Source organism: Enterobacter sp. SES19 (assembly GCF_011765665.1).
Taxonomy (GTDB): Bacteria; Pseudomonadota; Gammaproteobacteria; order Enterobacterales; family Enterobacteriaceae; genus Enterobacter; species Enterobacter pseudoroggenkampii.
This window is the reverse complement of sequence record NZ_CP050320.1, coordinates 1,313,280-1,339,682: the sequence shown is the minus strand read 5'-3', so window position 1 is coordinate 1,339,682 and position 26,403 is coordinate 1,313,280. Positions and strand designations below refer to the sequence as shown.

Genomic DNA, 26,403 nt, shown 5'->3' with positions numbered 1-26,403 from the left:
CTGCTATTATTGCCCTTATCCGTGGCCGAATTGCGCCACCATACTATTAAGTTTCAAGAGGTTATTTTACTCATGGCAATCATCGGCATTTTCTTTGGCAGTGATACCGGCAATACTGAAAATATCGCAAAAAACATTCAAAAACAGCTCGGTAAAGACGTTGCTGATGTGCATGACATCGCCAAGAGCAGCAAAGAAGATCTGGAAGGCTATGACATCCTGCTGCTGGGTATCCCAACCTGGTACTACGGTGAAGCCCAGTGCGACTGGGATGATTTCTTCCCGACGCTGGAAGAAGTCGACTTCAACGGTAAGCTGGTCGCCCTGTTTGGCTGTGGCGATCAGGAAGACTACGCCGAATACTTCTGTGACGCGCTGGGCACCATCCGCGACATCATTGAGCCGAATGGCGCGGTTATTGTAGGCCACTGGCCGACCGCCGGTTACCACTTCGAAGCGTCTAAAGGCCTGGCCGATGACGATCACTTCGTGGGTCTGGCCATCGACGAAGACCGTCAGCCAGAACTGACCGCCGAGCGTGTTGAGAAGTGGGTGAAGCAGATCCGTGAAGAACTGCACCTGGACGATATTCTGAACGCCTGATTTTTTCGCGGCGCAACCGCGGTTGCGCCCATGCCCCAGGTCAAACCGATTAAATTAATCGCTACAATCTTTTAACTTTTTCGCCCAGACCTGTACAATGTCTCCCTGATAAAATGTGGTTTTCCATTGAGCAAGTTTGTTGGTGATACCCCATTTTTATAAGCATATTTTGCCTGAGACTTGCAGTTTTCATTTAGCCATGGCAGTTCTATAATGAGACGCATTATCCCAGGTGCATTTTCTGTCACTTCCTACAGAAGTGAATCGTTTAGCAACAGGACAGATTCCGCATGACTGACAACAATACCGCATTAAAGAAGGCTGGCCTGAAAGTTACGCTTCCTCGGTTAAAAATCCTTGAAGTGCTTCAGGGTCCAGACAATCACCATGTCAGTGCGGAAGACCTTTATAAACGTCTTATCGACATGGGTGAAGAGATTGGGCTGGCTACCGTCTATCGCGTGCTGAACCAGTTTGATGACGCGGGCATTGTTACCCGTCATAATTTCGAAGGCGGTAAATCTGTTTTCGAACTGACCCAGCAGCAGCACCACGATCACCTGATCTGCCTCGATTGCGGCAAGGTCATTGAATTCAGCGATGATTCCATCGAATCACGCCAGCGTGAAATCGCCGCGCGTCATGGCATCCGCCTGACCAACCACAGCCTGTACCTTTACGGTCATTGTGCTGAAGGCGATTGCCGCGAAGACGACCACGCGCACGACGCGAAATAAACAAGTGTTCATACTCTGAGCCAGCCGTAAGGTTGGCTTTTTTTTGCCTAAAAAAATGCCCGGTGGCGCAGCGCCACCGGGCATGATAACAGCGAGTTACTTACTGTTATTGCTTCGAATTTCTTTCCAAATCTGGTCGCAACGCTTCGCCACTTCCTGATCGTTACCGGTTTTACGCGCCTGGATACAGGCCTGGTAATCCATTACGCGGACATTTTCCTGCGTCGCGAACTGCTCATGCGCTTTCTCTTTCTTCAGCACGTTTAGCACGCTCTGACAGGCTTCAATTTTCTCCGGCGAACCTTCCGCAGTATTAATGCAGGCGCTATACGCCTCCTTCAGACGGGAGTCCTCTTTTGGTGCCTGAGTCTGAGCACACGCCACCAGCCCTGATGCCAGCAACGCGACGACTACGATTTTTTTCATCATATACAGTCTCCATACCGGCGGGACTCAGCCCGCCAGTGCGTTTATCAGAAGATGGTGAATGGGGCGATAACCATGAATTTCACGTCACGTTCATCCTGGAAGATGTTGCCGTAACCGCCCGCATAGCTCGGGATATCGGAGTGGTTGTCATACTGGGTGAAGTGCAGTTTGAACATCGTGCCTTTCGCGCGGCCATCCTGCAGGGTATAGATTGCATCCAGGCTGTAGGAAGACTCTTTCAGGCGATAGTTGGGATCGTAGTATGCGTCCGGTGTTGCCATATCGGCAGGTTTTGCGTCCCAGGCGTAAGCGTAAGAAGCGCCCACCGCCCAGCCAGGCAGGTTCCAGTTTTTCAGATCGTACATTGCACCGAAGAAGACCGCTTTCTCGCCGTCGGCGTTGAAGTCTGAGCGGTTATCCCACCAGATATCAAGACGGCCGTTGGAGGAGGCGTAGGTCGGAGTCATACGCTGCAGGAAGTAGCCCTGCTGCCCTTCCGCCTTCACCCATGTGCCTTCCAGACGCAAATCAACCTGGCCAACCTTGTAGCCGAAGGTGAGTGCCTGCAGCCACGCGGTGCCGTCATAAATGTCATTGACCCCACCGTTACTGACTTTATCGCGCGTACCGTAGAACTGGTAGCTGGTACTCAGCGGGCTACCCGCGACATCAAACTTATAGCTGGCCTTGGCAAAGTACTGATCGATATAGCCTTGTGCCTGACCAAATGCCGCTTCAAGCACCAGATCGTTTTTGAAGTCGTATTTCGCGCCCAGCGAGTGCAGGTAATCGACTTTGGTTTTTTTATCGTTCTGGTAGAACTTGTCCATCTCGATGTGCCAAGGCGCTTTGTACTCGTTGGTCCACATATAGGAGAAGCTCAACGCACCCGCATCACCGTAGTCAAAGTTAGCCCCCGCTTCCGCACCCTGATAGGTACCCGGCATAAAGCTCCAGTGCGGTGCTAACAGGGTCTGGCCAGTTGGCTGAATATAACCACCGCGCGCCCATACCGGACCGTATTTAAATTTCGCCGCGGCTTTGTAAAGGCTTATACCGCTCTTATCCCCGGACCAGTCTTCATCATAGGCTTTGTTGCTGGAGGAGAAGGCGATTTCGTTCGGGTGGCCGCTGTCGCCGTTTTCCGCCATTTCAATCGCGGTGAACGCTGCAATATCCAGACCGAACATATCCGCGGCATAGCCTGACTGGAAGTCCAGATTGGCGTTCCAGGTGGAGTGAGAAAGGTTGGTTTTGTATTTATCTTCAGTGACGTCTTTACGGTCACGCTCACGCTGCCAGTAATAAATACCGCCCGTGAGGGTAGAATCTTCGATGAAACCCGCTGCTTTTGCCTCTGGCGCAATCACAAGTCCCGACATTGCTGTCACACCGGCAATAGCCAGCGCCAGCGCACTACGTTTGCCACTGAACGTACGCATAGATTATTCCTCTTTGACGAATTAAAACGCCTGAAACGGCGTAAATAAAAAAGACCAAATGGTCAGGGGTAGTTTTAAATACCCTCGAATTAACTACCGTCTTTAGGTTATTTTTCGCGACGCGAATTATCAATGCTTTTTAGCGGACAAAAGTCAGGATTATGACGAAGTGCACATAATTGGTAGTGCTTTGTAACATTTACGGGAAGGCGAGGAATGACGGGGAATTATCAGGTATTTCAGTGGGTAGACGTGGTATCTCTTTCCTTTTATGTAACATTTTTGATTTTCGCAATGGCACAAACTTTTTTTAAAAAAATAAGTAGCACCTCATTGACCTGATATTTTCATGACGCCTCTTTAGGCCCTGGCTTAATACCCTGATCGTTATATAAAAAAACGCCGCACAGTGCGGCGTTTGTCTCTCATTGACCAGAGCAGCAATATTATTCGCCGATCTTCGTCCAGGTATCACGCAGACCTACAGTACGGTTAAATACTGGTTTTTCCGCGGTGCTGTAACGGCTGTCCAGGCAGAAGTAACCTTCACGTTCGAACTGGAACGCTTTGCCCGCTTCAGCAGCTTTCAGAGAAGGTTCCGCATAACCCTGCTTGATCACCAGCGATTCCGGGTTGATGGTCGCCAGGAAGTCTTCCGCCGCACCCGGGTTAGGCACGCTGAACAGACGATCGTACAGACGAATTTCTACCGGCAGCGCGTGGGATGCGCTCACCCAGTGGATAACGCCCTTCACTTTACGGCCGTCAGCAGGATCTTTGCTCAGCGTTTCAGCGTCATAAGAACAGAAGATGGTGGTGATATTCCCTTCCGCATCTTTTTCAACGCGCTCGGCTTTGATGACGTAAGCATTACGCAGACGCACTTCTTTACCCAGCACCAGACGCTTGTACTGCTTGTTGGCTTCTTCGCGGAAGTCAGCGCGGTCAATCCAGATCTCGCCGCTGAACGGCACGTCACGGCTTCCCATTTCCGGTTTGTTCGGATGGTTAGGCATGGAGACCAGCTCGCTTTCACCCTGCGGATAGTTTTCGATGACCAGTTTCACCGGGTCGATAACCGCCATCGCGCGCGGGGCGTTTTCGTTGAGATCTTCACGAATGCAGGATTCCAGGGAAGCCATCTCAATGGTGTTATCCTGCTTGGTCACGCCGATACGTTTGCAGAACTCACGAATAGACGCGGCAGTGTAACCACGACGACGCAAACCAGAAATGGTAGGCATACGCGGGTCATCCCAGCCCTCAACGTGCTTGTCGGTCACCAGCAGGTTCAGCTTACGCTTGGACATCACGGTGTATTCCAGATTCAGACGAGAGAACTCGTACTGGCGCGGGTGCACAGGAATGGTGATGTTATCCAGCACCCAGTCGTACAGACGACGGTTATCCTGGAACTCCAGCGTACACAGCGAGTGAGTGATGCCTTCCAGCGCATCGCTGATGCAGTGGGTAAAGTCGTACATCGGGTAGATGCACCACTTGTTACCGGTCTGGTGGTGTTCTGCGAACTTGATGCGGTACAGCACCGGATCGCGCATCACGATGAACGGAGACGCCATGTCGATTTTGGCACGCAGGCACGCTTTGCCTTCTTCGAAGCCGCCGGCACGCATTTTTTCAAACAGCGCCAGGTTCTCTTCCACGCTGCGATCGCGGAACGGGCTGTTTTTGCCCGGCGCGGTCAGCGTACCGCGGTATTCGCGGATTTCGTCAGCAGACAGCTCGTCGACATACGCCAGACCTTTGTTGATAAGCTCTACCGCATAGGCGTACAGCTGATCGAAATAGTCAGAGGAGTAGCAGATGTCGCCAGACCAGTTGAAGCCCAGCCACTGCACGTCGTTCTTAATGGACTCAACGTATTCGATGTCTTCTTTTACTGGGTTGGTGTCATCGAAACGCAGGTTGCACTGGCCCTGGTAGTCCTGGGCAATGCCAAAGTTCAGGCAGATAGATTTTGCATGCCCGATGTGCAGGTAGCCGTTCGGCTCCGGCGGGAAACGGGTATGGATTGTGGTGTGCTTACCACTGGCCAGATCTTCATCGATGATCTGACGAATAAAGTTACTCGGGCGGGCTTCTGCCTCACTCATCGTGGATTCCTCAAAGCGTAAACAACGTATAACGGCGTATGATCTTATAAGCCGGACGTAGTGACAACCCTTAAAACGTCTCTGAAGAAAATAATGGGGGCATTTGCTGCAAAAAAAAGCGGCGGAGGATATCCCCCGCCGCTTAAGGCATGACTCTACTCAGGAGCGATTACTTGCCTTTAATCTCATATAGCGGTGTTTGACCCGCAACAACCTGACCTTTCGCCTGGATGACCAGACCGCTGAAGTCGTCAATGTTGCTGCAAACCACCGGGCTTATCATGGAGCGTGCGTTGGCGTTCAGGAAGTCCAGATCCATTTCCAGAATCGGCTGCCCTGCCAACACTTCAGCGCCCTCTTCCACCAGGCGAGTAAAGCCCTGACCGTTCAGCGCAACGGTATCGATACCCATATGGACAACGATCTCCGCACCATTTTCGGTTTCGAGGCAGAACGCGTGGTTGGTGTTGAAGATTTTCACGATGGTACCGGCCGCCGGAGACACAACGGTTTTTTCCGTTGGTTTCACCGCCACACCGTCACCGACCGCTTTGCTGGCGAAGGCTTCGTCAGGCACTTGCTCAATCGCAACGACTTCACCGGTTACCGGTGAAACCAGCGCGGCTACCGTTTTGGCGTTAGGTACTGCCTGCGGTTTTGCAGCCGCTGGCGCGGCGGCAGGTGCGGCAGAAGCTTCTGCTGCGGCTACCGGACCGGTGGTTTTCATGGCGTTAGCAATTTTCTCTGCCACGAAGCCAACGATAATCTGCACGCTGGTTTTGTTCAGGCGGATAACACCGGAAGCACCCAGACGTTTGGCCAGCGCTTCGTTCACCAGGGAAGAATCTTTCACGTTCAGACGCAGACGGGTGATACAGGCGTCGATACCGGTCAGGTTGTCAGAACCGCCAACAGCGGCGATGTACTGACGCGCCAGACCTGAAACATCCTGATCCTGAGCACCGCTCACGTTCACATCCTGACCATCCGCTTCGCTACCGGCCACGGCCAGCTCACGACCCGGGGTCATCAGGTTGAATTTGGTGATAGTGAAACGGAACACCATGTAGTAGATCGCGAAGAACACCAGACCTTGTGGAATCAGCATCCACCAGTGGGTCGCCAGCGGGTTACGGGAAGAAAGCACCATATCCACCAGACCCGCACTGAAGCCGAAACCGGCAATCCAGTGCATGCTGGCAGCGATAAACACGGAGATACCGGTCAGCACAGCGTGGATCACATACAGAACTGGCGCCACGAACATGAAGGAGAACTCCAGCGGCTCGGTGATACCGGTGAAGAAGGCCGCGAACGCCCCCGCCATCATGATACCCAGCACTTTCGCTTTGTTCTCTGGACGCGCGCAGTGGTAGATAGCCAGCGCAGCTCCCGGCAGACCAAACATCATGATCGGGAAGAAGCCAGCCTGGTAACGACCGGTGATACCGACAACCGCTTTACCTGCTTCGATGGACTGCGCACCACCCAGGAAGTTAGGAATATCGTTAATACCGGCAACATCGAACCAGAATACAGAGTTCAGCGCGTGGTGCAGACCGACCGGGATCAGCAGACGGTTAAAGAACGCGTACACGCCCGCACCGACAGAACCCAGTTTCTGGATGTGCTCACCGAAGTTCACCAGACCGTCGAAGATCATCGGCCAGACGTACATCATGATGAACGCAACAACGATCATCACAAACGAGGTCAGGATGGGGACCAGACGGCGGCCGCTAAAGAAGGAGAGCGCTTTTGGCAGCTCTACGCTGCTGAAGCGGTTATACAGTTCAGCGGAGATGATACCCACAAGGATACCGACAAACTGGTTACTGATCTTACCAAATGCCGCCGGAACCTGGTCCGCCGGGATTTTTTGGATCATGGCCACCGCTGCCGGTGAGCAGAGAGTGGTTAACACAAGGAAACCGACAAAACCGGTCAGCGCAGCGGCGCCGTCTTTGTCTTTGGACATACCATAAGCCACACCAATAGCAAACAACACGGACATGTTGTCGATAATGGCAGAGCCCGACTTGATAAAGAACGCCGCCAGCGCGCTGGTATTACCCCAGCCGTTGGGGTCGATCCAGTAGCCGACACCCATCAGGATGGCTGCGGCAGGCAGCGTGGCGACCGGCACCATCAGTGCGCGACCAACCTTTTGTAAATAACCTAGAATACTCACTTTCTTCCCCCTATGAGACCCCGTTTAAGGCATGTTCTCAGCTCTGTTTTTTTATTGTGTCACGAACTATAGATACAGTTGATGATTCACTGGCATTGTGAGTGTGTGAAAAATTAATTCGTATCGCAAATTAAACGCGTACTTTTTGTGATTTTTGTCACCAAATATCGTTATTCACCCTCCCTTATACTGGCTAACAGCGAAAACTTATTTTATCATTCAAAAAATCAAGACGGATTGATCCGGCCTGAAAGTTTCCAGGTTACGCTTAAGTATCAGGTTCCGATAGCCATCCGCCCACTCTTCTACTTTAACTCTCGAGGTGAACAATGAGACTGATTCCCCTGGCAACTGCTGAACAAGTTGGTAAATGGGCCGCTCGCCATATCGTAAACCGCATTAACGCATTCAACCCGACTGCCGATCGTCCTTTCGTTCTTGGACTTCCAACAGGCGGCACGCCGCTGACAGCCTATAAGGCGCTGGTTGAGATGCATAAAGCAGGCCAGGTTAGCTTCAAACATGTTGTCACCTTCAATATGGATGAATACGTTGGCTTACCGAAAGACCACCCGGAAAGCTACCATAGCTTTATGCACCGCAATTTCTTTGATCACGTTGATATTCCATCTGAAAATATTAACCTGCTGAATGGAAACGCGCCGGATATTGACGCAGAATGCCGTCAGTATGAAGAAAAAATCCGTTCTTACGGTAAGATCCACCTGTTCATGGGTGGTGTAGGTAATGATGGTCATATCGCGTTTAACGAACCGGCGTCATCTCTGGCTTCCCGCACCCGTATTAAAACGCTGACCCATGACACGCGCGTGGCAAACTCCCGCTTCTTTGACGGCGATGTTAACCAGGTTCCAAAATACGCCCTGACCGTAGGCGTAGGCACCCTGCTGGATGCCGAAGAAGTGATGATTCTGGTGCTGGGCGGCGTGAAAGCGCAGGCGCTCCAGGCTGCCGTTGAAGGCAACGTTAACCATATGTGGACCATCAGCTGCCTGCAGCTGCATCCGAAATCCGTCATCGTCTGTGACGAACCGTCCACGATGGAGCTGAAGGTAAAAACGCTGAAATACTTCAACGAGTTAGAAGCCGAGAATATCAAAGGTCTGTAATTGAATAACCGCCTCTTCATCAGGAGGCGGCCGCTTTTTTTTAACCGGGGGTCGTTATGTACGCTTTAACCCACGGTCGGATTTATACCGGCCATGAAATTCTGGATGACCATGCGATTGTTATCGCTGATGGCCTGATTGAACGTGTTTGCCCGCTGGCAGAACTACCGCCGGAGATTGAACAGCGCTCACTCAATGGAGCAGTAATCTCCCCCGGTTTCATCGACGTTCAGCTCAACGGCTGCGGCGGTGTGCAATTCAATGATACCGCCGAAGCCGTAACGGTCGAAACGCTGGAGATCATGCAAAAAGCCAATGAGAAATCGGGCTGCACCAGCTATCTGCCAACGCTCATTACCAGCAGTGATGACCTTATGAAGCAGGGTATCCGTGTGATGCGTGAATATCTGGCCAAACATCCTAATCAGGCGCTGGGTCTGCACCTTGAAGGGCCATGGCTGAACATGGTCAAGAAAGGAACGCATAACCCGAATTACGTGCGTAAGCCTGATGCGGAGCTGGTTGACTACATGTGTGCCAACGCCGATGTGATCACCAAAGTGACGCTGGCACCTGAAATGACGGGTACGGATGTCATCAGCAAACTTGCTGCCGCCGGGATTATCGTTTCAGCCGGTCACTCAAACGCGACCCTGAAAGAAGCGAAAGCCGGTTTCCGCGCGGGCATTACCTTCGCGACGCATCTCTACAACGCCATGCCGTATATCACAGGCCGTGAACCGGGTCTGGTCGGGGCGATTCTGGATGAGCCAGACGTCTACTGCGGTATTATTGCTGACGGCTTACACGTTGATTACACCAACATTCGCAATGCTAAGCGGCTGAAAGGTGACAAGCTTTGTCTGGTGACGGATGCCACTGCACCGGCAGGTGCAAATATTGAGCAGTTCATTTTTGCCGGTAAAACAATATACTACCGCAATGGACTGTGTGTTGATGAAAACGGTACGCTGAGTGGTTCCTCTTTGACCATGATTGAAGGGGTGCGTAACCTGGTTGAGCATTGCGGGATTGCGCTTGATGAAGTCCTGCGTATGGCAACCCTTTATCCGGCTCGCGCAATGGGCGTGGATAAACAGCTCGGCGGAATTGCACCAGGTATGGTTGCAAACCTGACGGCATTCACACACGATTATAAAATTATTAAGACCATCGTTAATGGTAACGAGGTCGTCACTGAGTAAGTAAAAGTATGACACCTGGCGGACAAGCTCAAATCGGTAATGTCGATCTCGTTAAACAACTTAACAGTGCGGCGGTATATCGCCTGATTGACCAACACGGCCCCATCTCGCGAATTCAGATAGCCGAACAAAGCCAGCTTGCACCCGCCAGCGTGACAAAAATTACCCGCCAGCTTATTGAGCGCGGTCTGATCAAAGAAGTCGATCAGCAGGCCTCCACCGGAGGCCGTCGCGCCATCTCCATTATTACTGAAACCCGTAATTTTCAGGCAATTGGCGTCCGTCTGGGCCGTCATGACACCACGCTCACGCTATACGATCTGAGCAGTAAAGCCATCGCGGAAGAGCACTACCCTCTTCCGGAGCGCACCCAGGAGACGCTGGAGCATGCGCTGCTGAATACCATCGCGCAGTTTATTGAAAGCTGTCAGCGCAAGATCCGCGAACTCATCGCTATCTCCGTAATTCTACCCGGTCTGGTCGACCCGGAAAGCGGCGTGATCCGCTATATGCCGCACATTCCGGTTGAAAACTGGGGGCTGGTCGATGCGCTGGAAAAGCGTTTTAAAGTGACCTGCTTTGTGGGCCATGATATTCGCTCGCTGGCGCTGGCGGAGCACTACTTTGGTGCGAGCCAGGACTGTGAAGACTCTATTCTGGTGCGCGTTCACCGCGGAACGGGCGCGGGCATTATCTCTAACGGCCGTATTTTCATTGGTCGCAACGGTAACGTCGGTGAGATTGGCCACATTCAGGTTGAGCCCCTTGGGGAGCGCTGCCACTGCGGCAATTTCGGCTGTCTTGAAACCATCGCCGCCAACACGGCCATTGAGCAGCGCGTTCGCCATCTGCTTGAACAGGGTTACCAAAGCCGCGTCACGCTGGACGACTGCAAAATAGGCACCATCTGCAAAGCCGCTAATAAAGGCGACGCGCTGGCCTGTGAAGTAATCGAGCAGGTGGGGCGCCATCTGGGGAAAACTATCGCCATCGCCATTAACCTGTTTAACCCACAAAAAGTGGTGATCGCCGGTGAAATTGTGGAAGCGGAAAAGGTGCTGCTCCCCGCGATTGAAGGCTGTATTAACACCCAGGCGCTGAAAGCATTCCGCCAGAATCTTCCGGTGGTTCGTTCAAAGCTTGACCATCGCTCGGCGATTGGCGCGTTCGCGCTGGTCAAACGCGCCATGCTCAACGGAATTCTGCTGCAGCATTTGCTGGAAAGTTGATCGGACCTTATAGTAACGCCTTCTTTTTTTAATGTCGGACTGTCCATGACCATTAAGAATGTAATTTGTGATATCGACGGCGTGCTGATGCACGACAACGTTGCCGTGCCGGGTGCTGCGGAGTTTCTTCACCGCATCATCGACAAAGGAATGCCTCTGGTTCTTCTCACGAACTACCCTTCTCAGACCGGTCAGGATCTGGCAAACCGCTTTGCCACGGCGGGTGTCGACGTCCCGGACAGCGTGTTTTATACCTCGGCGATGGCCACGGCGGATTTTCTGAAGCGTCAGGAAGGGAAAAAAGCCTACGTGGTGGGTGAAGGTGCGCTGATCCATGAACTATACAAAGCGGGCTTTACCATCACCGACGTCAACCCGGACTTTGTGATTGTTGGCGAAACGCGATCCTTTAACTGGGAGATGATGCATAAAGCTGCATACTTTGTCGCCAGCGGTGCGCGCTTTATCGCCACCAACCCGGATACCCACGGCCGCGGTTTTTATCCGGCCTGCGGCGCGCTGTGTGCCGGTATCGAAAAAATCTCTGGTCGTCAGCCGTTCGTTGTCGGGAAACCGAGCCCGTGGATCATTCGTGCCGCACTGAACAAAATGCAGGCCCACTCTGAAGAAACCGTTATTGTCGGCGACAACCTGCGCACCGATATTCTGGCCGGTTTCCAGGCGGGTCTGGAGACGATTCTGGTCCTCTCTGGCGTCTCTCAGCTTGATGACATTGATTCGATGCCGTTCCGGCCAAGCTGGATTTACCCCTCCGTCGACGAAATCGACATTATCTGATTCCGAACCACGCCTCAGGGCGTGGTTTTTTATTTTCTCGCCTGTAAAACACAACTGCATCTAACGGAAAAGCACTTTCATTGCATAATCATCAATAAAAGCGCTCATGACATACGCATTTTTCACAGATCGGCAACCACCATTGCACTATTTCCGTTTTCACCCGTAAAACGCTTGCGCGCCCTGCCCCTTTGCGGCATTTTCATAAGCAAGCAACATTACAAAGCAACAGGGTTAACGGAGAAGGTTATGTGTTCAATTTTTGGCGTACTGGATATTAAAACTGACGCAGGCGAACTGCGTAAAAAGGCACTCGAACTGTCCCGCCTGATGCGCCATCGCGGACCGGACTGGTCAGGCGTTTACGCCAGTGACAAAGCGATTCTGGCTCACGAACGTCTGTCTATTGTTGACGTCAACGCCGGTGCACAGCCGCTGTATAACGAGAAAAAAACGCACGCGCTGGCTGTCAACGGTGAGATCTACAACCACCAGGCGCTGCGCGCCGAATACGGCGACCGCTACGCGTTCCAGACCGGTTCTGACTGTGAAGTGATCCTGGCGCTTTATCAGGAGAAAGGGCCTGAGTTCCTGGACGACCTGCAGGGCATGTTCGCCTTCGCGCTGTACGACAGCGAAAAAGACGCTTACCTGATTGGCCGCGACCATATCGGCATTATCCCGCTGTACATGGGCCACGATGAGCATGGCAACTTCTACGTTGCCTCTGAAATGAAAGCCCTGGTACCGGTCTGCCGCACCATCAAAGAATTCCCGGCAGGCAGCTACCTGTGGAGCAAAGACGGCGAGATCCGTCAATATTATCAGCGTGACTGGTTCGATTTCGACGCGGTAAAAGACAACGTCACGGACAAAGCCGAGCTGCGTCAGGCGCTGGAAGATTCCGTGAAAAGCCACCTGATGTCCGACGTGCCGTACGGCGTGCTGCTCTCTGGCGGTCTGGACTCCTCCGTGATCTCCGCGATCACCAAGAAATTCGCGGCCCGTCGCGTGGAAGATCAGGAGCGCTCAGAAGCCTGGTGGCCACAGCTGCACTCCTTTGCCGTGGGCCTGGAAGGCGCACCTGACCTGAAAGCCGCGCAGGAAGTGGCAAACCACCTGGGGACCGTGCACCATGAAATTCATTTCACCGTGCAGGAAGGTCTGGATGCGATCCGCGATGTGATCTATCACATTGAAACCTATGACGTGACCACCATCCGCGCCTCGACCCCGATGTACCTGATGTCACGTAAGATCAAAGCGATGGGCATCAAGATGGTGCTCTCCGGTGAAGGTTCTGACGAAGTGTTTGGCGGCTACCTGTACTTCCACAAAGCGCCGAATGCCAAAGAGCTGCACGAAGAGACCGTGCGCAAACTGCAGGCGTTGCACATGTTCGACTGTGCGCGTGCCAACAAAGCGATGTCCGCCTGGGGCGTGGAAGCGCGCGTGCCGTTCCTGGATAAGAAATTCCTCGACGTGGCGATGCGCATCAACCCGCAGGACAAGATGTGCGGCAACGGCAAAATGGAAAAACATATCCTGCGTGAATGTTTTGAATCCTACCTGCCGGCGAGCGTGGCGTGGCGTCAGAAAGAGCAGTTCTCTGATGGCGTAGGTTATAGCTGGATCGACACCCTGAAAGAGGTCGCGGCGAAACAGGTTTCTGACCAGCAGCTGGAAACCGCAAGCTTCCGCTTCCCGTACAACACGCCGGGTTCGAAAGAAGCGTATCTCTACCGTGAAATTTTTGAAGAATTGTTCCCGGTACCGAGCGCTGCGGAGTGTGTGCCGGGTGGCCCGTCCGTCGCCTGCTCGTCTGCCAAAGCGATTGAATGGGATGAATCGTTCAAATCCATGAACGATCCGTCAGGACGTGCGGTAGGCGTTCACCAGTCAGCCTACAAATAATCGCGTATTTCATCATCAGGCCCTGCGGGGCCTGATTTTTTTTGCCCCGCTTTTGCACAGCTAAAAACGATTAATAACCAATAATTGCCGAATATTCGGTCACGCTGTTCGCAACCTAACCAAACAGTCACATTCCGGCTATTTTCGTTGAAAAAGGTGTTGACGCTGCAAGGGTCTATACGCATAATGCGCCCCGCAACGCCGATAAGGTAACGCGAAAAAAGATGGCTACGTAGCTCAGTTGGTTAGAGCACATCACTCATAATGATGGGGTCACAGGTTCGAATCCCGTCGTAGCCACCATCTTTTTTGCGGGAGTGGCGAAATTGGTAGACGCACCAGATTTAGGTTCTGGCGCCGCAAGGTGTGCGAGTTCAAGTCTCGCCTCCCGCACCATTCCCGGGTAAGCGTTGCACGGATGGGGTATCGCCAAGCGGTAAGGCACCGGTTTTTGATACCGGCATTCCCTGGTTCGAATCCAGGTACCCCAGCCATCGAAGATTGCAGTACTGGCTACGTAGCTCAGTTGGTTAGAGCACATCACTCATAATGATGGGGTCACAGGTTCGAATCCCGTCGTAGCCACCAAATTTAGATTATCGATGTTGTTCGGTAATGAAAAAAATTGTTGGGGTATCGCCAAGCGGTAAGGCACCGGATTCTGATTCCGGCATTCCGAGGTTCGAATCCTCGTACCCCAGCCAATTTAAAAAAGTCGTTAAGCAGTTTGTTTAACGCAATTGGGGTGTCGCCAAGCGGTAAGGCTCTGGTTTCTGATACCAGCATTCCGGGGTTCGAATCCCTGCACCCCAGCCACTTAGTAACAAAAAAGCCCGCTCTGCGGGCTTTTTTGTTTTTGTTGCTCAGCATTGTGCGGCCTGATGCCCTCACCCTGGCCCTCTCCCACGGGGAGAGGGTAAAAGGATTAGAGTCCGAGAGCGTATTTCAGCGCCTGGCGCTTCAAGCCACCGGCGCGTTCCGCCGCCATTAACCCAATATTACGCAGAATGCGCACCGGGGCCAGGTCATTGCTGAACCCGGCATAGAACAGATCCATTCCCGACTGCATGATGAAATTGTCCGCCATACGCCGCGTCTGATAACGCTTTAGCACCTGATGGCTGGCCCAGTTTTCCGCGTGTCCGCGGGCGCTGCCCAGCACATCCAGTAATGCATCGACGTCGCGATATCCCAGGTTCACACCCTGCCCGGCCAGCGGATGAATGGTGTGTGCCGCATCGCCCACCAGCGCCAGCCCTTCACGGGCATACTGCAAAGCGTGACGGCGCGTGAGCGGGAACGCCCCTGCTGCGACCGGCGTAACGTTGCCCAGACGGCTCGGGAAGTGCAGGCGGATTTCCCGCTGCAATTGTTCCATTGAAAGCCCCTGCAGCTGGCGAATACGCGCCGGTTTGTCGTACCACACCAGTGACGCCCAGTTATCAAACAGCGGTAAAAAGGCGTGCGGGCCGTTCGGCGTAAAGTGCTGCCAGGTGCTCTCTCCCGGCGCATTCTCGCACTCGACGGTAATCAGCATGCAGGACTGCTCATACTGCCAGGCATGAACCCCGATACCCGCCATCTGTCTGACCTGCGAGTTAGCGCCGTCCGCCCCAACGACCAGCTTCACGGCCAGTTCATCGCCGCTGTCGAGCGTCAGTAGATAGCCGCTCTCGTGAGGATGCAGTTCCTTAATCGAGGCCGGAAAACGCAGCGTCACCTTCGGATGTGTCTCCAGCGCCTGCCAGAGCGCCAGCTGGAGCACGTTGTTTTCCACCATATAACCCAGGCGCGGCAGCTTCAGCTCAGCGGCATCAAACGCAACGTGGGCATTTTCCCACTCCCAGGTTTCAAGACGGCTGTAAGGATGGGCGCGCATTGCCAGCACCGCCTCCCAGACGCCCAGCCCGCGCAGCAGATCGACGGAAGCCGCGCTGATCGCGGAAATGCGCACATCCGGTTTACTGGCGGGATCGAAGGCCGGCGGTGCAGCCTGTTCAATTACCGTTACCTCAAATCCCTGCTGCGCCAGCCCCAGCGCCAGCGCGCCGCCGACCATACCGCCGCCGACAACGGCAACTTCGGTGTGTAGGAGTGTCATGGTCAATTTTCCTTATTGGAGAATCCCTTAAGTTTACCGGATTTTTGCGGTCCTGAGACACATAACCTTCATACTGGTCACAACCCCACCAAAGCATTACAATACGCGGCTTGCAATCCTGAGCTGAGCAAGTCGATGACTAAAAAACTCCATATAAAAACCTGGGGCTGTCAGATGAACGAATACGATTCATCCAAGATGGCCGATCTGCTGGATTCAACCCACGGATACCAGCTGACAGAAAATGTGAAAGAAGCGGACGTGCTGCTGCTGAACACCTGTTCGATTCGTGAAAAAGCGCAGGAAAAAGTCTTTCACGTGTTAGGCCGCTGGAAGCTTCTCAAGCGAAAAAATCCGGACCTGATCATCGGCGTGGGTGGCTGCGTTGCGTCGCAGGAAGGCAAGCTGATCCGCCAGAGAGCCCCGTATGTGGACATTGTCTTTGGCCCTCAGACCCTGCACCGTCTGCCCGAGATGATCAATCAGGTCCGCGGTAACCGTAGCCCGGTCGTTGACGTCAGCTTCCCGGAAATCGAAAAGTTTGACCGTCTGCCTGAGCCGCGCGCCGATGGCCCGACCGCCTTCGTCTCGATCATGGAAGGCTGCAACAAATACTGTACTTACTGCGTGGTACCGTACACCCGTGGTGAAGAGGTCAGCCGCCCGGCAGATGACATTCTGTTTGAAATCGCGCAGCTTGCCGCGCAGGGCGTTCGCGAAGTGAATCTGCTGGGCCAGAACGTTAACGCCTGGCGCGGGGAAAACTACGACGGCACCACCGGCAGCTTTGCCGAACTGCTGCGTCTGGTGGCCGCGATTGACGGTATCGACCGCATTCGCTTTACCACCAGCCATCCGATGGAATTTACCGACGACATTATTGACGTCTATCGCGATACGCCAGAGCTGGTGAGCTTCCTGCACCTGCCGATTCAGTGCGGCTCTGACCGCGTGCTGAACCTGATGGGCCGCCCGCATACGGTGCTGGAGTACAAGTCCACCATCCGCAAGCTGCGTGAAGCGCGTCCGGATATCCAGATTAGCTCCGACTTTATAGTCGGCTTCCCTGGCGAAACCGCTGATGACTTCGAGCGCACCATGAAGCTCATCGGTGAAGTGAATTTTGACGTCAGCTACAGCTTCATTTTCTCTGCGCGTCCGGGAACACCGGCGGCCGATATGGTTGACGATGTTCCGGAAGAAGAGAAGAAACAGCGTCTGTATATTCTGCAGGAGCGTATCCTTCAGCAGGCCAACGCCTGGAGCCGCCGCATGCTCGGCACCGTTCAGCGCATTTTGGTGGAAGGCACCTCACGCAAGAGCATTATGGAACTGTCCGGTCGTACCGAGAACAACCGCGTGGTGAACTTTGAAGGCACCCCGGATATGATCGGTAAATTCGTAGACGTCGAGATTGTTGAAGTGCTGACCAACTCGCTGCGCGCGAAGGTAGTCCGCACCGAGGACGAAATGGGCCTGCGCATTGCCGAGTCACCGGAATCCGTGATCTCGCGTACCCGTAAAGAAAACGATTCTGGCGTTGGGATTTACCAGCCTTAATCCTCATGGCCTGCCCTTCCGGCAGGCCTTGTATTTCCTCTCATCGCCCCCAATATCTTCCGCAACGCTTGCGCCTTTATTCTGTGGCGTGAATAATTTCGGTAATGACCGTTTTATTACGTCCTGTCGCAACGGATCGGTTAACCAATTAAAGAGGAACAGTTTGAACATAGATACGCGTGAAATTAGCCTTGAGCCAGCAGACAACGCTCGCCTGCTGAGCCTGTGCGGGCCGTTTGATGACAATATCAAACAACTGGAGCGACGTCTGGGTATCGAAATCAATCGTCGCGATAATCATTTCAAACTTACCGGACGCCCTATCTGCGTCAACGCCGCTGCGGACATTCTGCGTAGCCTGTATGTTGATACCGCCCCAATGCGCGGCGAAACGCAGGATATCGAGCCGGAACAGATCCACCTCGCCATTAAAGAGGCGCGCGTGCTTGAGCAGAGCGCGGAAAGCGTGCCGGACTACGGCAAGGCCATTAACATCAAGACCAAACGTGGCGTCATTAAGCCGCGTACGCCAAACCAGGCGCAGTACATCGCCAATATCCTCGACCACGACATCACCTTCGGGGTGGGTCCGGCGGGGACGGGTAAAACCTATCTCGCCGTTGCCGCGGCGGTCGATGCGCTGGAGCGTCAGGAAATCCGCCGTATCCTGCTGACCCGCCCTGCCGTTGAAGCCGGTGAAAAACTGGGCTTCCTGCCAGGCGATCTGAGCCAGAAGGTCGACCCGTATCTGCGTCCTTTATACGATGCGCTGTTCGAAATGCTGGGCTTTGAGAAGGTCGAGAAGCTCATTGAGCGTAACGTTATCGAAGTTGCCCCGCTCGCCTACATGCGCGGTCGTACGCTGAACGATGCGTTCATCATTCTCGATGAGAGCCAGAACACCACCATTGAACAGATGAAAATGTTCCTGACGCGTATTGGCTTTAACTCGAAGGCGGTGATTACCGGCGACGTCACTCAGATTGACCTGCCGCGCAGTACCAAATCCGGTCTGCGCCACGCCATTGAGGTGCTGGCCGAGGTCGACGAAATCAGCTTTAACTTCTTCCACAGTGAAGACGTGGTACGCCACCCGGTGGTCGCGCGTATCGTTAATGCCTATGAAGCCTGGGAAGAGGCGGATCAGAAGCGTAAGGCCGAACTGGCCGCAGAACGTAAGCGCGAAGCGCAGGAGCAAGAACAGAAATGAGTCAGGTGATCCTCGATTTACAGCTGGCCTGTGAAGACAATTCCGGCATGCCAGATGAGGCACAGTTTCAGAAATGGCTGGATGCCGTTATTCCTCAGTTTCAGGAAGAATCAGAAGTTACGATTCGCCTGGTGGATGAAGCGGAAAGCCATGAGCTTAACCTGACCTATCGCGGGAAAGATAAGCCGACCAACGTGCTCTCTTTCCCGTTCGAAGCGCCGCCGGGCATCGAGATGCCGCTGCTGGGCGATCTGATCATCTGCCGTCAGGTGGTTGAGCAGGAAGCCAAAGAGCAGCAAAAGCCGCTTGAGGCCCACTGGGCGCATATGGTGGTACACGGCAGCCTGCATCTGCTCGGCTACGATCATATTGAAGACGACGAAGCGGAAGAGATGGAGTCCCTCGAGACAGAGATAATGCTTGCTCTGGGCTATGAGGATCCGTACATTGCCGAGAAAGAATAGTCCGTCACCTGACGGACTCCCCTGCCGCCACGAAAGGACATCGCGTGGCGGTAAACGTTGAACTAACAAGAGAACCCTTAACAAACGCCATGAGCGACGACAATTCACACAGTAGCGACACGACAACCAGTAAAAAGGGATTTTTCTCCCTCATTCTGAACCAGCTTTTCCACGGCGAACCGAAAAACCGTGATGAACTGCTGGAGCTGATTCGTGATTCCGGGCAGAACGACCTTATCGACGAAGATACGCGCGAAATGCTCGAAGGGGTAATGGACATCGCCGACCAGCGCGTTCGCGATATCATGATCCCCCGCTCGCAGATGATCACCCTGAAACGTAACCAGACGCTGGACGAGTGCCTCGATGTGATCATCGAATCCGCCCACTCGCGTTTCCCGGTCATCAGCGAAGACAAAGATCACATCGAAGGGATTTTGATGGCGAAAGACCTGCTGCCGTTTATGCGCAGCGATGCCGAAGCCTTCAGCATGGAAAAAGTGTTACGCCAGGCCGTGGTTGTGCCGGAAAGTAAACGTGTGGATCGGATGCTGAAAGAGTTTCGCTCTCAGCGTTACCACATGGCGATTGTTATTGATGAATTTGGTGGCGTTTCCGGTCTGGTCACGATCGAGGATATCCTTGAGCTGATCGTGGGCGAAATCGAAGACGAGTACGACGAAGAAGAAGATATCGACTTCCGTCAGCTTAGCCGCCACACCTGGACCGTGCGCGCGCTGGCCTCCATCGAAGACTTCAACGACGCCTTCGGAACCCACTTCAGCGATGAAGAGGTCGATACCATTGGCGGGCTGGTGATGCAGGCCTTTGGCCACCTCCCGGCGCGTGGAGAGACCGTTGACATCGACGGTTACCAGTTCAAAGTAGCCATGGCCGACAGCCGACGTATTATACAGGTTCACGTCAGAACGCCGGACGACTCACCGGTGCCAAAACTGGAAGATTAATGTAAATGGCATTTGCCCCATTGCTTGAACGCCAGCGCGTCCGTTTGCTGCTGGCGCTGTTACTCGGAGCCAGCGGTACGCTGGCTTTTTCTCCTTACGATATCTGGCCCGCGGCCATTCTCTCCCTGATGGGGCTTCAGGGTCTGACCCTGAACCGTCGTCCGGTACAGGCTGCCGCTATCGGCTACTTCTGGGGGCTGGGGCTGTTTGGCTCAGGCATCAACTGGGTTTATGTCAGCATCGCCCAGTTTGGCGGTATGCCTGGCCCGGTAAACGTCTTCCTGGTGGTACTGCTCGCCGCCTATCTCTCGCTCTATACCGGTCTGTTCGCCGGCATCCTTTCTCGCCTGTGGCCCAAAACCAACTGGCTGCGCGTCGCCATTGCCGCGCCGGTGGTCTGGCAGGTAACCGAGTTCCTGCGCGGCTGGGTGTTGACCGGCTTCCCGTGGCTGCAGTTCGGCTACAGCCAGATTGACGGCCCGCTGAAAGGCCTGGCACCGGTAATGGGTGTTGAAGCTATCAACTTCCTGCTGATGGTCGTGAGCGGCCTGCTGGTATTAGCGCTGGTCACGCGCGGCTGGAAACCGCTGGCTGTGGCGCTGGTGCTGTTCGCCCTGCCCTTCCCGCTGCGCTATATCCAGTGGTTCACGCCTGAGCCCGATCGCGCCATGCGGGTTTCCATGGTGCAGGGGAATATCCCGCAGTCCATGAAGTGGGACGAAAAAGAGCTGCTGAATACGCTGAAGATCTACGCCAACGCCACTGAAGAGGTGATGGGTAAATCACAGCTGATTATCTGGCCGGAATCTGCGATCCCCGATCTGGAAATTAACCAGCAGCCGTTCCTCAACATGATGAACGACCTGCTGCTGGCCCGCGACAGCACGCTTATCACCGGGATTGTCGATGCGCGTCTGAATCAGCAGAACCGCTACGACACCTACAACACCATCATTACGCTCGGCAAAGACAGCGAATACAGCTACCACTCCACTGACCGGTACAACAAGAACCACCTGGTGCCATTTGGTGAATTTGTGCCGCTGGAATCGATTCTGCGCCCGCTGGCCCCGTTCTTTGATTTGCCGATGTCCTCCTTCAGCCGCGGACCGTACGTTCAGCCTCAGCTGCACGCGCACGGCGCTGCCCTGACACCGGCCATCTGCTACGAAATCATTCTCGGCGAGCAGGTGCGCGATAACTTCCGCCCGGATACTGACTATCTGCTGACCATCTCCAACGATGCCTGGTTTGGTAAGTCAATCGGCCCGTGGCAGCACTTCCAGATGGCTCGTATGCGCTCCCTGGAGCTGGCGCGTCCGCTGCTGCGCAGCACCAACAACGGCATCACCGCCGTGATTGGTCCTCAGGGTGAAATTCAGGCGATGATCCCGCAGTTTACCCGTGAGGTACTGACCGCTAACGTCACGCCAACCACGGGACTGACGCCATACGCCCGTACCGGCAACTGGTCGCTGTGGATACTGACCGCGCTGTTCGGCTTTGGCGCGGTGCTGATGAGCCTGCGTCAGCGTCGTAAATAACCTTCCCTTCTGTTGCCGGGTGGCGGCTACGCCTTACCTGGCCTACATTTTTGCTCCCGTAGGTCGGGTAAGGCGTAGCCGCCACCCGACAATTCCCTCCAAATGCCCATTCTGGCACGCCTATTGCTTTGTTTATTCAGGTAAACGCAGTTTGGCTTAACGTGCAACTTTGTCGCACCAGCGTAGATCATCGGTAGCACCGAAACGGTGCAACGGGAGATATTTGCCTCTGAATGGTGCGGCGCGCTTCGCAAAAATAAACAATAACGCAGCAAAATCTTTACATTAAGCCAGACTAAATGTTAACAAGCTTGCATAACACTGCACTCGCATTGCGCGAGATATAACAACATCACAATGGGTATCAATGCGTCGCTGGCGCTGATAAAAAAGGAGTTGGGTATGCAATTACGTAAACTGGCCACAGCAATGCTGGTTATGGGAATGTCTGCTGGCGTGGTTCACGCTGAAGATGCGCCTGCAGCAGGCAGCACTCTCGACAAGATTGCCAAAAACGGCGTCATCGTGGTCGGCCACCGTGAATCATCTGTCCCGTTCTCTTACTACGACAACACGCAAAAAGTCGTGGGCTATTCACAGGATTACTCCAACGCTATCGTTGAAGCCGTGAAGAAAAAGCTGAACAAACCTGACCTGCAGGTGAAGCTGATCCCTATCACTTCACAAAACCGTATTCCACTGTTGCAAAACGGCACCTTTGACTTCGAGTGTGGCTCCACCACCAACAACCTCGAGCGTCAAAAACAGGCTGCCTTCTCTGACACCATCTTTGTTGTAGGCACCCGCCTGCTGACGAAGAAAGGCGGTGAGATTAAAGACTTCGCTGACCTGAAAGGCAAAGCGGTTGTTGTAACCTCCGGTACCACGTCAGAAGTGCTGCTGCACAAGCTGAACGACGAGAAAAAAATGGATATGCGCATCATCAGCGCGAAAGACCATGGCGACTCCTTCCGTACCCTGGAAAGCGGTCGTGCCGTCGCGTTTATGATGGATGACGCCCTGCTGGCGGGTGAACGTGCGAAAGCGAAAAAACCAGACAACTGGGATATCGTCGGCACCGCGCAGTCGAAAGAAGCCTACGGCTGTATGCTGCGTAAAGACGATCCGCAGTTCAAAAAGCTGATCGATGACACCATCGCTCAGGTGCAGACCTCCGGCGAAGCGGAAAAATGGTTCGACAAATGGTTCAAGAACCCAATTCCACCTAAAAATCTGAACATGAATTTTGAACTGTCTGACGACATGAAAGCGCTGTTCAAATCTCCAAATGACAAGGCTCTTAACTAATTAGAACAACAGGGGCGGGATCTCCTGCCCTCTCGATTGTCGGGAAGCATGGACAGACTATACGTTGAGTGGTCGTTCCCCACTCAGCGCGAAAAATGAGCTTCTCACCAATCTTCGAGGGTAGCGCTGCTACCCTTTTTTTTCTGGAGTTTATTATGTCAATCGACTGGAACTGGGGCATATTTCTGCAACAAGCCCCGTTCGGCAACACCACCTATCTTGGCTGGCTGTGGAGCGGCTTTCAGGTCACCGTGGCATTATCGATAACGGCGTGGATCATCGCGTTTCTTGTCGGTTCTTTGTTCGGTATTCTGCGCACCGTCCCTAACCGTTTTCTTTCAACACTCGGCACCCTGTATGTGGAACTGTTCCGTAACGTTCCGCTGATCGTGCAATTCTTTACCTGGTATCTGGTTATCCCGGAACTGCTTCCGGAAAATATTGGCATGTGGTTCAAGTCGGAACTGGATCCGAACGTACAGTTCTTTGTCTCCTCCATGATGTGTCTGGGGCTGTTTACCGCTGCGCGCGTTTGCGAGCAGGTGCGTGCCGCCATTCAGTCATTGCCCCGTGGACAAAAAAATGCGGGTCTGGCGATGGGATTAACCCTGCCACAAACCTACCGCTACGTGCTGCTGCCTAACGCCTACCGCGTCATCGTTCCGCCGATGACCTCCGAGATGATGAACCTGGTGAAAAACTCGGCCATCGCCTCAACCATCGGCCTGGTCGATATGGCTGCACAGGCGGGCAAGCTGCTGGATTACTCCGCTCACGCGTGGGAATCCTTCACCGCGATCACGCTCGCGTACGTTCTGATTAACGCTTTCATCATGCTGGTGATGAACCTGGTTGAACGCAAAATTCGCCTGCCGGGCAACATGGGGGGCAAATAATGTACGAATTTGACTGGAGTTCTATCGTTCCATCCATGCCTTACCTGCTTGATGGCCTGATGATTACCTTAAAAATCACCGTCATTGCCATCATCGTCGGTATCGTCTGGGGCACTCTGCTGGCCGTTATGCGACTGTCGAGCTTTAAGCCGCTCGCCTGGTTCGCGACCGCTTACGTTAACGTATTCCGCTCCATCCCGCTGGTGATGGTGCTGCTGTGGTTTTACCTGATCGTGCCCGGCTTCCTGCAGAACGTGCTGGGGCTGTCGCCGAAAACCGATATCCGTCTGATCTCGGCGATGGTAGCGTTCTCGATGTTTGAAGCCGCTTACTATTCAGAGATTATCCGAGCGGGCATTCAGAGTATCTCCCGCGGACAGTCCAGCGCCGCGCTGGCGCTGGGGATGACGCACTGGCAGTCCATGCAGCTCATTATTCTGCCGCAGGCGTTTCGCGCCATGGTTCCGCTCCTGCTGACCCAGGGTATCGTGCTGTTCCAGGATACCTCGCTGGTCTACGTTCTGAGCCTGGCAGACTTCTTCCGTACCGCGTCAACCATCGGTGAGCGTGATGGTACGCAGGTTGAGATGGTGCTCTTCGCGGGTGCGGTCTATTTTGTGATTAGTTTAAGCGCGTCGCTGTTGGTCAGCTGGCTGAAGAAAAGGACGGTATAATGATTTCCCTGAAAAATGTTTCTAAATGGTATGGGCACTTTCAGGTGCTGACCGACTGCTCCACCGAAGTGAAAAAAGGCGACGTGGTGGTAGTGTGCGGGCCGTCAGGTTCCGGTAAATCGACGCTGATCAAAACCGTCAACGGACTGGAGCCAGTGCAGCAGGGTGAGATCGTCGTCAACGGTACTAAAGTCAACGACAAGAAAACCAACCTCGCCCAGCTTCGCTCTCATGTTGGCATGGTATTCCAGCATTTTGAGCTATTCCCTCACCTCTCTATTATTGAGAACCTGACGCTGGCGCAGGTAAAAGTGCTTAAGCGTGATAAAAAAGCGTCGCGCGAGAAAGGTCTGAAGCTCCTGGAACGCGTTGGGCTTTCTGCGCATGCCGATAAGTTCCCGGCGCAGCTTTCTGGCGGCCAACAGCAGCGTGTGGCGATCGCCCGCGCGTTGTGCATGGATCCGGTGGCGATGCTGTTTGATGAGCCCACGTCGGCGCTCGATCCAGAGATGATCAACGAAGTGCTGGACGTGATGGTCGAACTGGCGCACGAAGGAATGACGATGATGGTGGTGACCCACGAAATGGGCTTTGCCCGTAAAGTGGCAAACCGCGTGATCTTTATGGACGAAGGGAAAATTGTCGAAGACTCGCCGAAAGAAGAGTTCTTCGCTAACCCGAAATCCGAGCGTGCGAAAGATTTCCTCGCGAAAATCCTGCACTAATCTTCCCGGTGCGCAATCTGCGGATTGCGCACTGCTTCACGCTTTCACTCACTTCCTCTCGTCGGCGTCACATTGCAGCGTTAACCTTGTCACAAAATAACGCTACGTATGGAGAACGCTATGGCACAGCCTATTATTCTCGATTGCGATCCGGGTCATGATGACGCGATCGCGCTCGTCCTTGCACTTGCCTCCCCTGAACTCGACGTCAAAGCCGTCACCTCTTCTGCCGGAAACCAGACGCCGGATAAAACCCTGCGTAACGTTTTACGTATGCTGACGTTGCTCAAGCGCACCGATATTCCCGTCGCTGGTGGAGCCCTCAAGCCCCTGATGCGTGAATTAATTATCGCGGATAACGTGCATGGTGAAAGCGGGCTGGACGGTCCGGCGCTGCCGGAGCCGGGCTTTACGCCGCAAAACTGCACCGCCGTGGAGCTGATGGCGAAGGTGCTGCGCGAGAGCGCGGAACCCGTGACGCTGGTGGCTACCGGGCCGCAAACCAACGTCGCGCTGCTGCTGAACAGCTACCCTGAACTGCACAGCAAAATAGCCCGTATCGTCATCATGGGCGGGGCCATGGGGCTGGGTAACTGGACCCCTGCGGCGGAGTTCAACATTTTTGTCGACCCGGAAGCAGCTGAGATTGTCTTCCAGTCCGGCTTACCGATTGTAATGGCGGGACTGGACGTTACCCATCGCGCGCAGATTATGGCGGACGATATTGAGCGCTTCCGTTCCGTTGGTAATCCGGTCGCGACAACCGTGGCCGAGCTGCTCGACTTCTTTATGGAGTATCACAAAGCCGAGAAGTGGGGCTTCCACGGCGCGCCCCTGCACGACCCGTGCACCATTGCCTGGCTGTTAAAGCCTGAGATATTCACCACGGTTGACCGCTGGGTTGGCGTGGAAACGCAGGGAAAATACACCCAGGGAATGACTGTGGTGGATTATTACTCGCTGACGGGGAATAAGCCGAATACTACCGTGATGGTGGACATCGACAGGGAGGCGTTTGTGGATTTGCTGGCGGAAAGACTGGCTTATTATAGTGCGGCCTGATGCCCTCACCCCGGCCCTCTCCCACGGGGAGAGGGAGCACACACTAAAAACGGCAACATGGTTGCCGTTTTGCTTTTACCTTGTGCGGCCTGATGACCT

The 26,403-nt window shown here is 54.0% G+C and carries 22 protein-coding genes and 6 tRNA genes; 23 read left to right on the top strand and 5 right to left on the bottom strand.

The window, feature by feature from the left end:
* Positions 1–72: 72 nt before the first annotated feature.
* Positions 73–603 (top strand): flavodoxin FldA, encoded by a 531-nt coding sequence (gene fldA / locus GXP72_RS06295; RefSeq protein WP_008501067.1) that lies wholly within the window; start codon positions 73–75, stop codon positions 601–603.
* Between the two features lie 290 nt (positions 604–893).
* Entirely contained in the window at positions 894–1,340 is a 447-nt protein-coding gene (gene fur, locus GXP72_RS06290) for a ferric iron uptake transcriptional regulator (RefSeq protein ID WP_023310771.1), read from the top strand.
* Positions 1,341–1,436: 96 nt separating this feature from the next.
* Here fur and chiQ read toward each other — a convergent pair whose 3' ends face one another.
* The 4 genes from chiQ to nagE all read right to left on the bottom strand — a co-directional run bounded on the left by chiQ (position 1,437) and on the right by nagE (position 7,516).
* Positions 1,437–1,766 carry a ChiQ/YbfN family lipoprotein gene (chiQ, locus tag GXP72_RS06285; RefSeq protein WP_024908817.1) on the bottom strand — a complete coding sequence of 110 codons (330 nt, stop codon included), beginning with the start codon at positions 1,764–1,766 and terminating at the stop codon, positions 1,437–1,439.
* Positions 1,767–1,813: 47 nt separating this feature from the next.
* Positions 1,814–3,211 carry a chitoporin gene (gene chiP / locus GXP72_RS06280; protein ID WP_032649540.1) on the bottom strand — a complete coding sequence of 466 codons (1,398 nt, stop codon included), beginning with the start codon at positions 3,209–3,211 and terminating at the stop codon, positions 1,814–1,816.
* A 446-nt stretch (positions 3,212–3,657) separates the two neighbouring features.
* Positions 3,658–5,325: a glutamine--tRNA ligase gene (glnS, locus tag GXP72_RS06275; protein WP_032649541.1), complete on the bottom strand. Its 1,668-nt coding sequence runs from the start codon at positions 5,323–5,325 to the stop codon at positions 3,658–3,660.
* Positions 5,326–5,494: 169 nt separating this feature from the next.
* Positions 5,495–7,516 carry an N-acetylglucosamine-specific PTS transporter subunit IIBC gene (gene nagE, locus GXP72_RS06270; RefSeq protein ID WP_208763622.1) on the bottom strand — a complete coding sequence of 674 codons (2,022 nt, stop codon included), beginning with the start codon at positions 7,514–7,516 and terminating at the stop codon, positions 5,495–5,497.
* Between the two features lie 329 nt (positions 7,517–7,845).
* Here nagE and nagB point away from each other — a divergent pair, with 329 nt between their 5' ends.
* The 11 genes from nagB (at position 7,846) to GXP72_RS06215 (ending at position 14,608) form a co-directional block, all read left to right on the top strand.
* Positions 7,846–8,646, top strand: coding sequence for a glucosamine-6-phosphate deaminase (gene nagB / locus GXP72_RS06265; protein ID WP_208763621.1), 801 nt, complete (start codon positions 7,846–7,848; stop codon positions 8,644–8,646).
* A gap of 56 nt (positions 8,647–8,702) precedes the next feature.
* Positions 8,703–9,851 (top strand): N-acetylglucosamine-6-phosphate deacetylase, encoded by a 1,149-nt coding sequence (nagA, locus tag GXP72_RS06260; protein WP_024907026.1) that lies wholly within the window; start codon positions 8,703–8,705, stop codon positions 9,849–9,851.
* A gap of 8 nt (positions 9,852–9,859) precedes the next feature.
* Complete coding sequence (locus GXP72_RS06255) at positions 9,860–11,080, top strand: N-acetylglucosamine repressor (RefSeq protein WP_024907025.1); 1,221 nt, start codon at positions 9,860–9,862, stop codon at positions 11,078–11,080.
* A gap of 45 nt (positions 11,081–11,125) precedes the next feature.
* Positions 11,126–11,878, top strand: a complete 753-nt coding sequence (gene nagD, locus GXP72_RS06250) for a ribonucleotide monophosphatase NagD (protein ID WP_023310763.1) — start codon at positions 11,126–11,128, stop codon at positions 11,876–11,878.
* 249 nt (positions 11,879–12,127) lie between these two features.
* On the top strand, positions 12,128–13,792 hold the full coding sequence (gene asnB, locus GXP72_RS06245; RefSeq protein WP_014069343.1) for an asparagine synthase B: 1,665 nt from the start codon (positions 12,128–12,130) through the stop codon (positions 13,790–13,792).
* A 226-nt stretch (positions 13,793–14,018) separates the two neighbouring features.
* Positions 14,019–14,095: transfer RNA gene (locus tag GXP72_RS06240), tRNA-Met, on the top strand.
* 8 nt (positions 14,096–14,103) lie between these two features.
* Positions 14,104–14,188 (top strand) — tRNA-Leu (locus GXP72_RS06235).
* Positions 14,189–14,211: 23 nt separating this feature from the next.
* Positions 14,212–14,286, top strand: a tRNA-Gln gene (locus tag GXP72_RS06230).
* Between the two features lie 17 nt (positions 14,287–14,303).
* A tRNA-Met gene (locus tag GXP72_RS06225) sits at positions 14,304–14,380 on the top strand.
* A 41-nt stretch (positions 14,381–14,421) separates the two neighbouring features.
* A tRNA-Gln gene (locus GXP72_RS06220) sits at positions 14,422–14,496 on the top strand.
* A gap of 37 nt (positions 14,497–14,533) precedes the next feature.
* A tRNA-Gln gene (locus GXP72_RS06215) sits at positions 14,534–14,608 on the top strand.
* Positions 14,609–14,717: 109 nt separating this feature from the next.
* Here GXP72_RS06215 and ubiF read toward each other — a convergent pair.
* Positions 14,718–15,893 carry a 3-demethoxyubiquinol 3-hydroxylase gene (gene ubiF / locus GXP72_RS06210; RefSeq protein WP_208763620.1) on the bottom strand — a complete coding sequence of 392 codons (1,176 nt, stop codon included), beginning with the start codon at positions 15,891–15,893 and terminating at the stop codon, positions 14,718–14,720.
* 135 nt (positions 15,894–16,028) lie between these two features.
* Here ubiF and miaB point away from each other — a divergent pair, with 135 nt between their 5' ends.
* The 10 genes from miaB (at position 16,029) to rihA (ending at position 26,304) form a co-directional block, all read left to right on the top strand.
* Positions 16,029–17,453, top strand: coding sequence for a tRNA (N6-isopentenyl adenosine(37)-C2)-methylthiotransferase MiaB (miaB, locus tag GXP72_RS06205; RefSeq protein ID WP_024907023.1), 1,425 nt, complete (start codon positions 16,029–16,031; stop codon positions 17,451–17,453).
* A gap of 163 nt (positions 17,454–17,616) precedes the next feature.
* Entirely contained in the window at positions 17,617–18,663 is a 1,047-nt protein-coding gene (locus GXP72_RS06200) for a PhoH family protein (RefSeq protein ID WP_023310759.1), read from the top strand.
* Positions 18,660–19,127: an rRNA maturation RNase YbeY gene (gene ybeY / locus GXP72_RS06195; RefSeq protein ID WP_008501052.1), complete on the top strand. Its 468-nt coding sequence runs from the start codon at positions 18,660–18,662 to the stop codon at positions 19,125–19,127. Before GXP72_RS06200 ends, ybeY begins: the two co-directional genes overlap by 4 nt.
* 89 nt (positions 19,128–19,216) lie before the next feature.
* The gene (gene corC, locus GXP72_RS06190; protein WP_021242574.1) at positions 19,217–20,095 is read left to right on the top strand and encodes a CNNM family magnesium/cobalt transport protein CorC; all 879 of its coding nucleotides are present in this window, start codon (positions 19,217–19,219) and stop codon (positions 20,093–20,095) included.
* A gap of 5 nt (positions 20,096–20,100) precedes the next feature.
* The gene (gene lnt, locus GXP72_RS06185) at positions 20,101–21,639 is read left to right on the top strand and encodes an apolipoprotein N-acyltransferase (RefSeq protein WP_208763619.1); all 1,539 of its coding nucleotides are present in this window, start codon (positions 20,101–20,103) and stop codon (positions 21,637–21,639) included.
* Positions 21,640–22,041: 402 nt separating this feature from the next.
* Entirely contained in the window at positions 22,042–22,947 is a 906-nt protein-coding gene (locus tag GXP72_RS06180) for an amino acid ABC transporter substrate-binding protein (protein ID WP_008501049.1), read from the top strand.
* Between the two features lie 155 nt (positions 22,948–23,102).
* The gene (gene gltJ, locus GXP72_RS06175) at positions 23,103–23,843 is read left to right on the top strand and encodes a glutamate/aspartate ABC transporter permease GltJ (RefSeq protein WP_008501048.1); all 741 of its coding nucleotides are present in this window, start codon (positions 23,103–23,105) and stop codon (positions 23,841–23,843) included.
* Positions 23,843–24,517, top strand: a complete 675-nt coding sequence (gene gltK, locus GXP72_RS06170) for a glutamate/aspartate ABC transporter permease GltK (RefSeq protein ID WP_032649550.1) — start codon at positions 23,843–23,845, stop codon at positions 24,515–24,517. The genes gltJ and gltK overlap by 1 nt, the downstream gene beginning before the upstream one ends.
* Positions 24,517–25,242: an amino acid ABC transporter ATP-binding protein gene (locus GXP72_RS06165; protein WP_014883001.1), complete on the top strand. Its 726-nt coding sequence runs from the start codon at positions 24,517–24,519 to the stop codon at positions 25,240–25,242. The genes gltK and GXP72_RS06165 overlap by 1 nt, the downstream gene beginning before the upstream one ends.
* A 120-nt stretch (positions 25,243–25,362) precedes the next feature.
* Positions 25,363–26,304, top strand: coding sequence for a pyrimidine-specific ribonucleoside hydrolase RihA (rihA, locus tag GXP72_RS06160; RefSeq protein WP_090417802.1), 942 nt, complete (start codon positions 25,363–25,365; stop codon positions 26,302–26,304).
* The last annotated feature ends 99 nt before the right edge of the window (positions 26,305–26,403 follow it).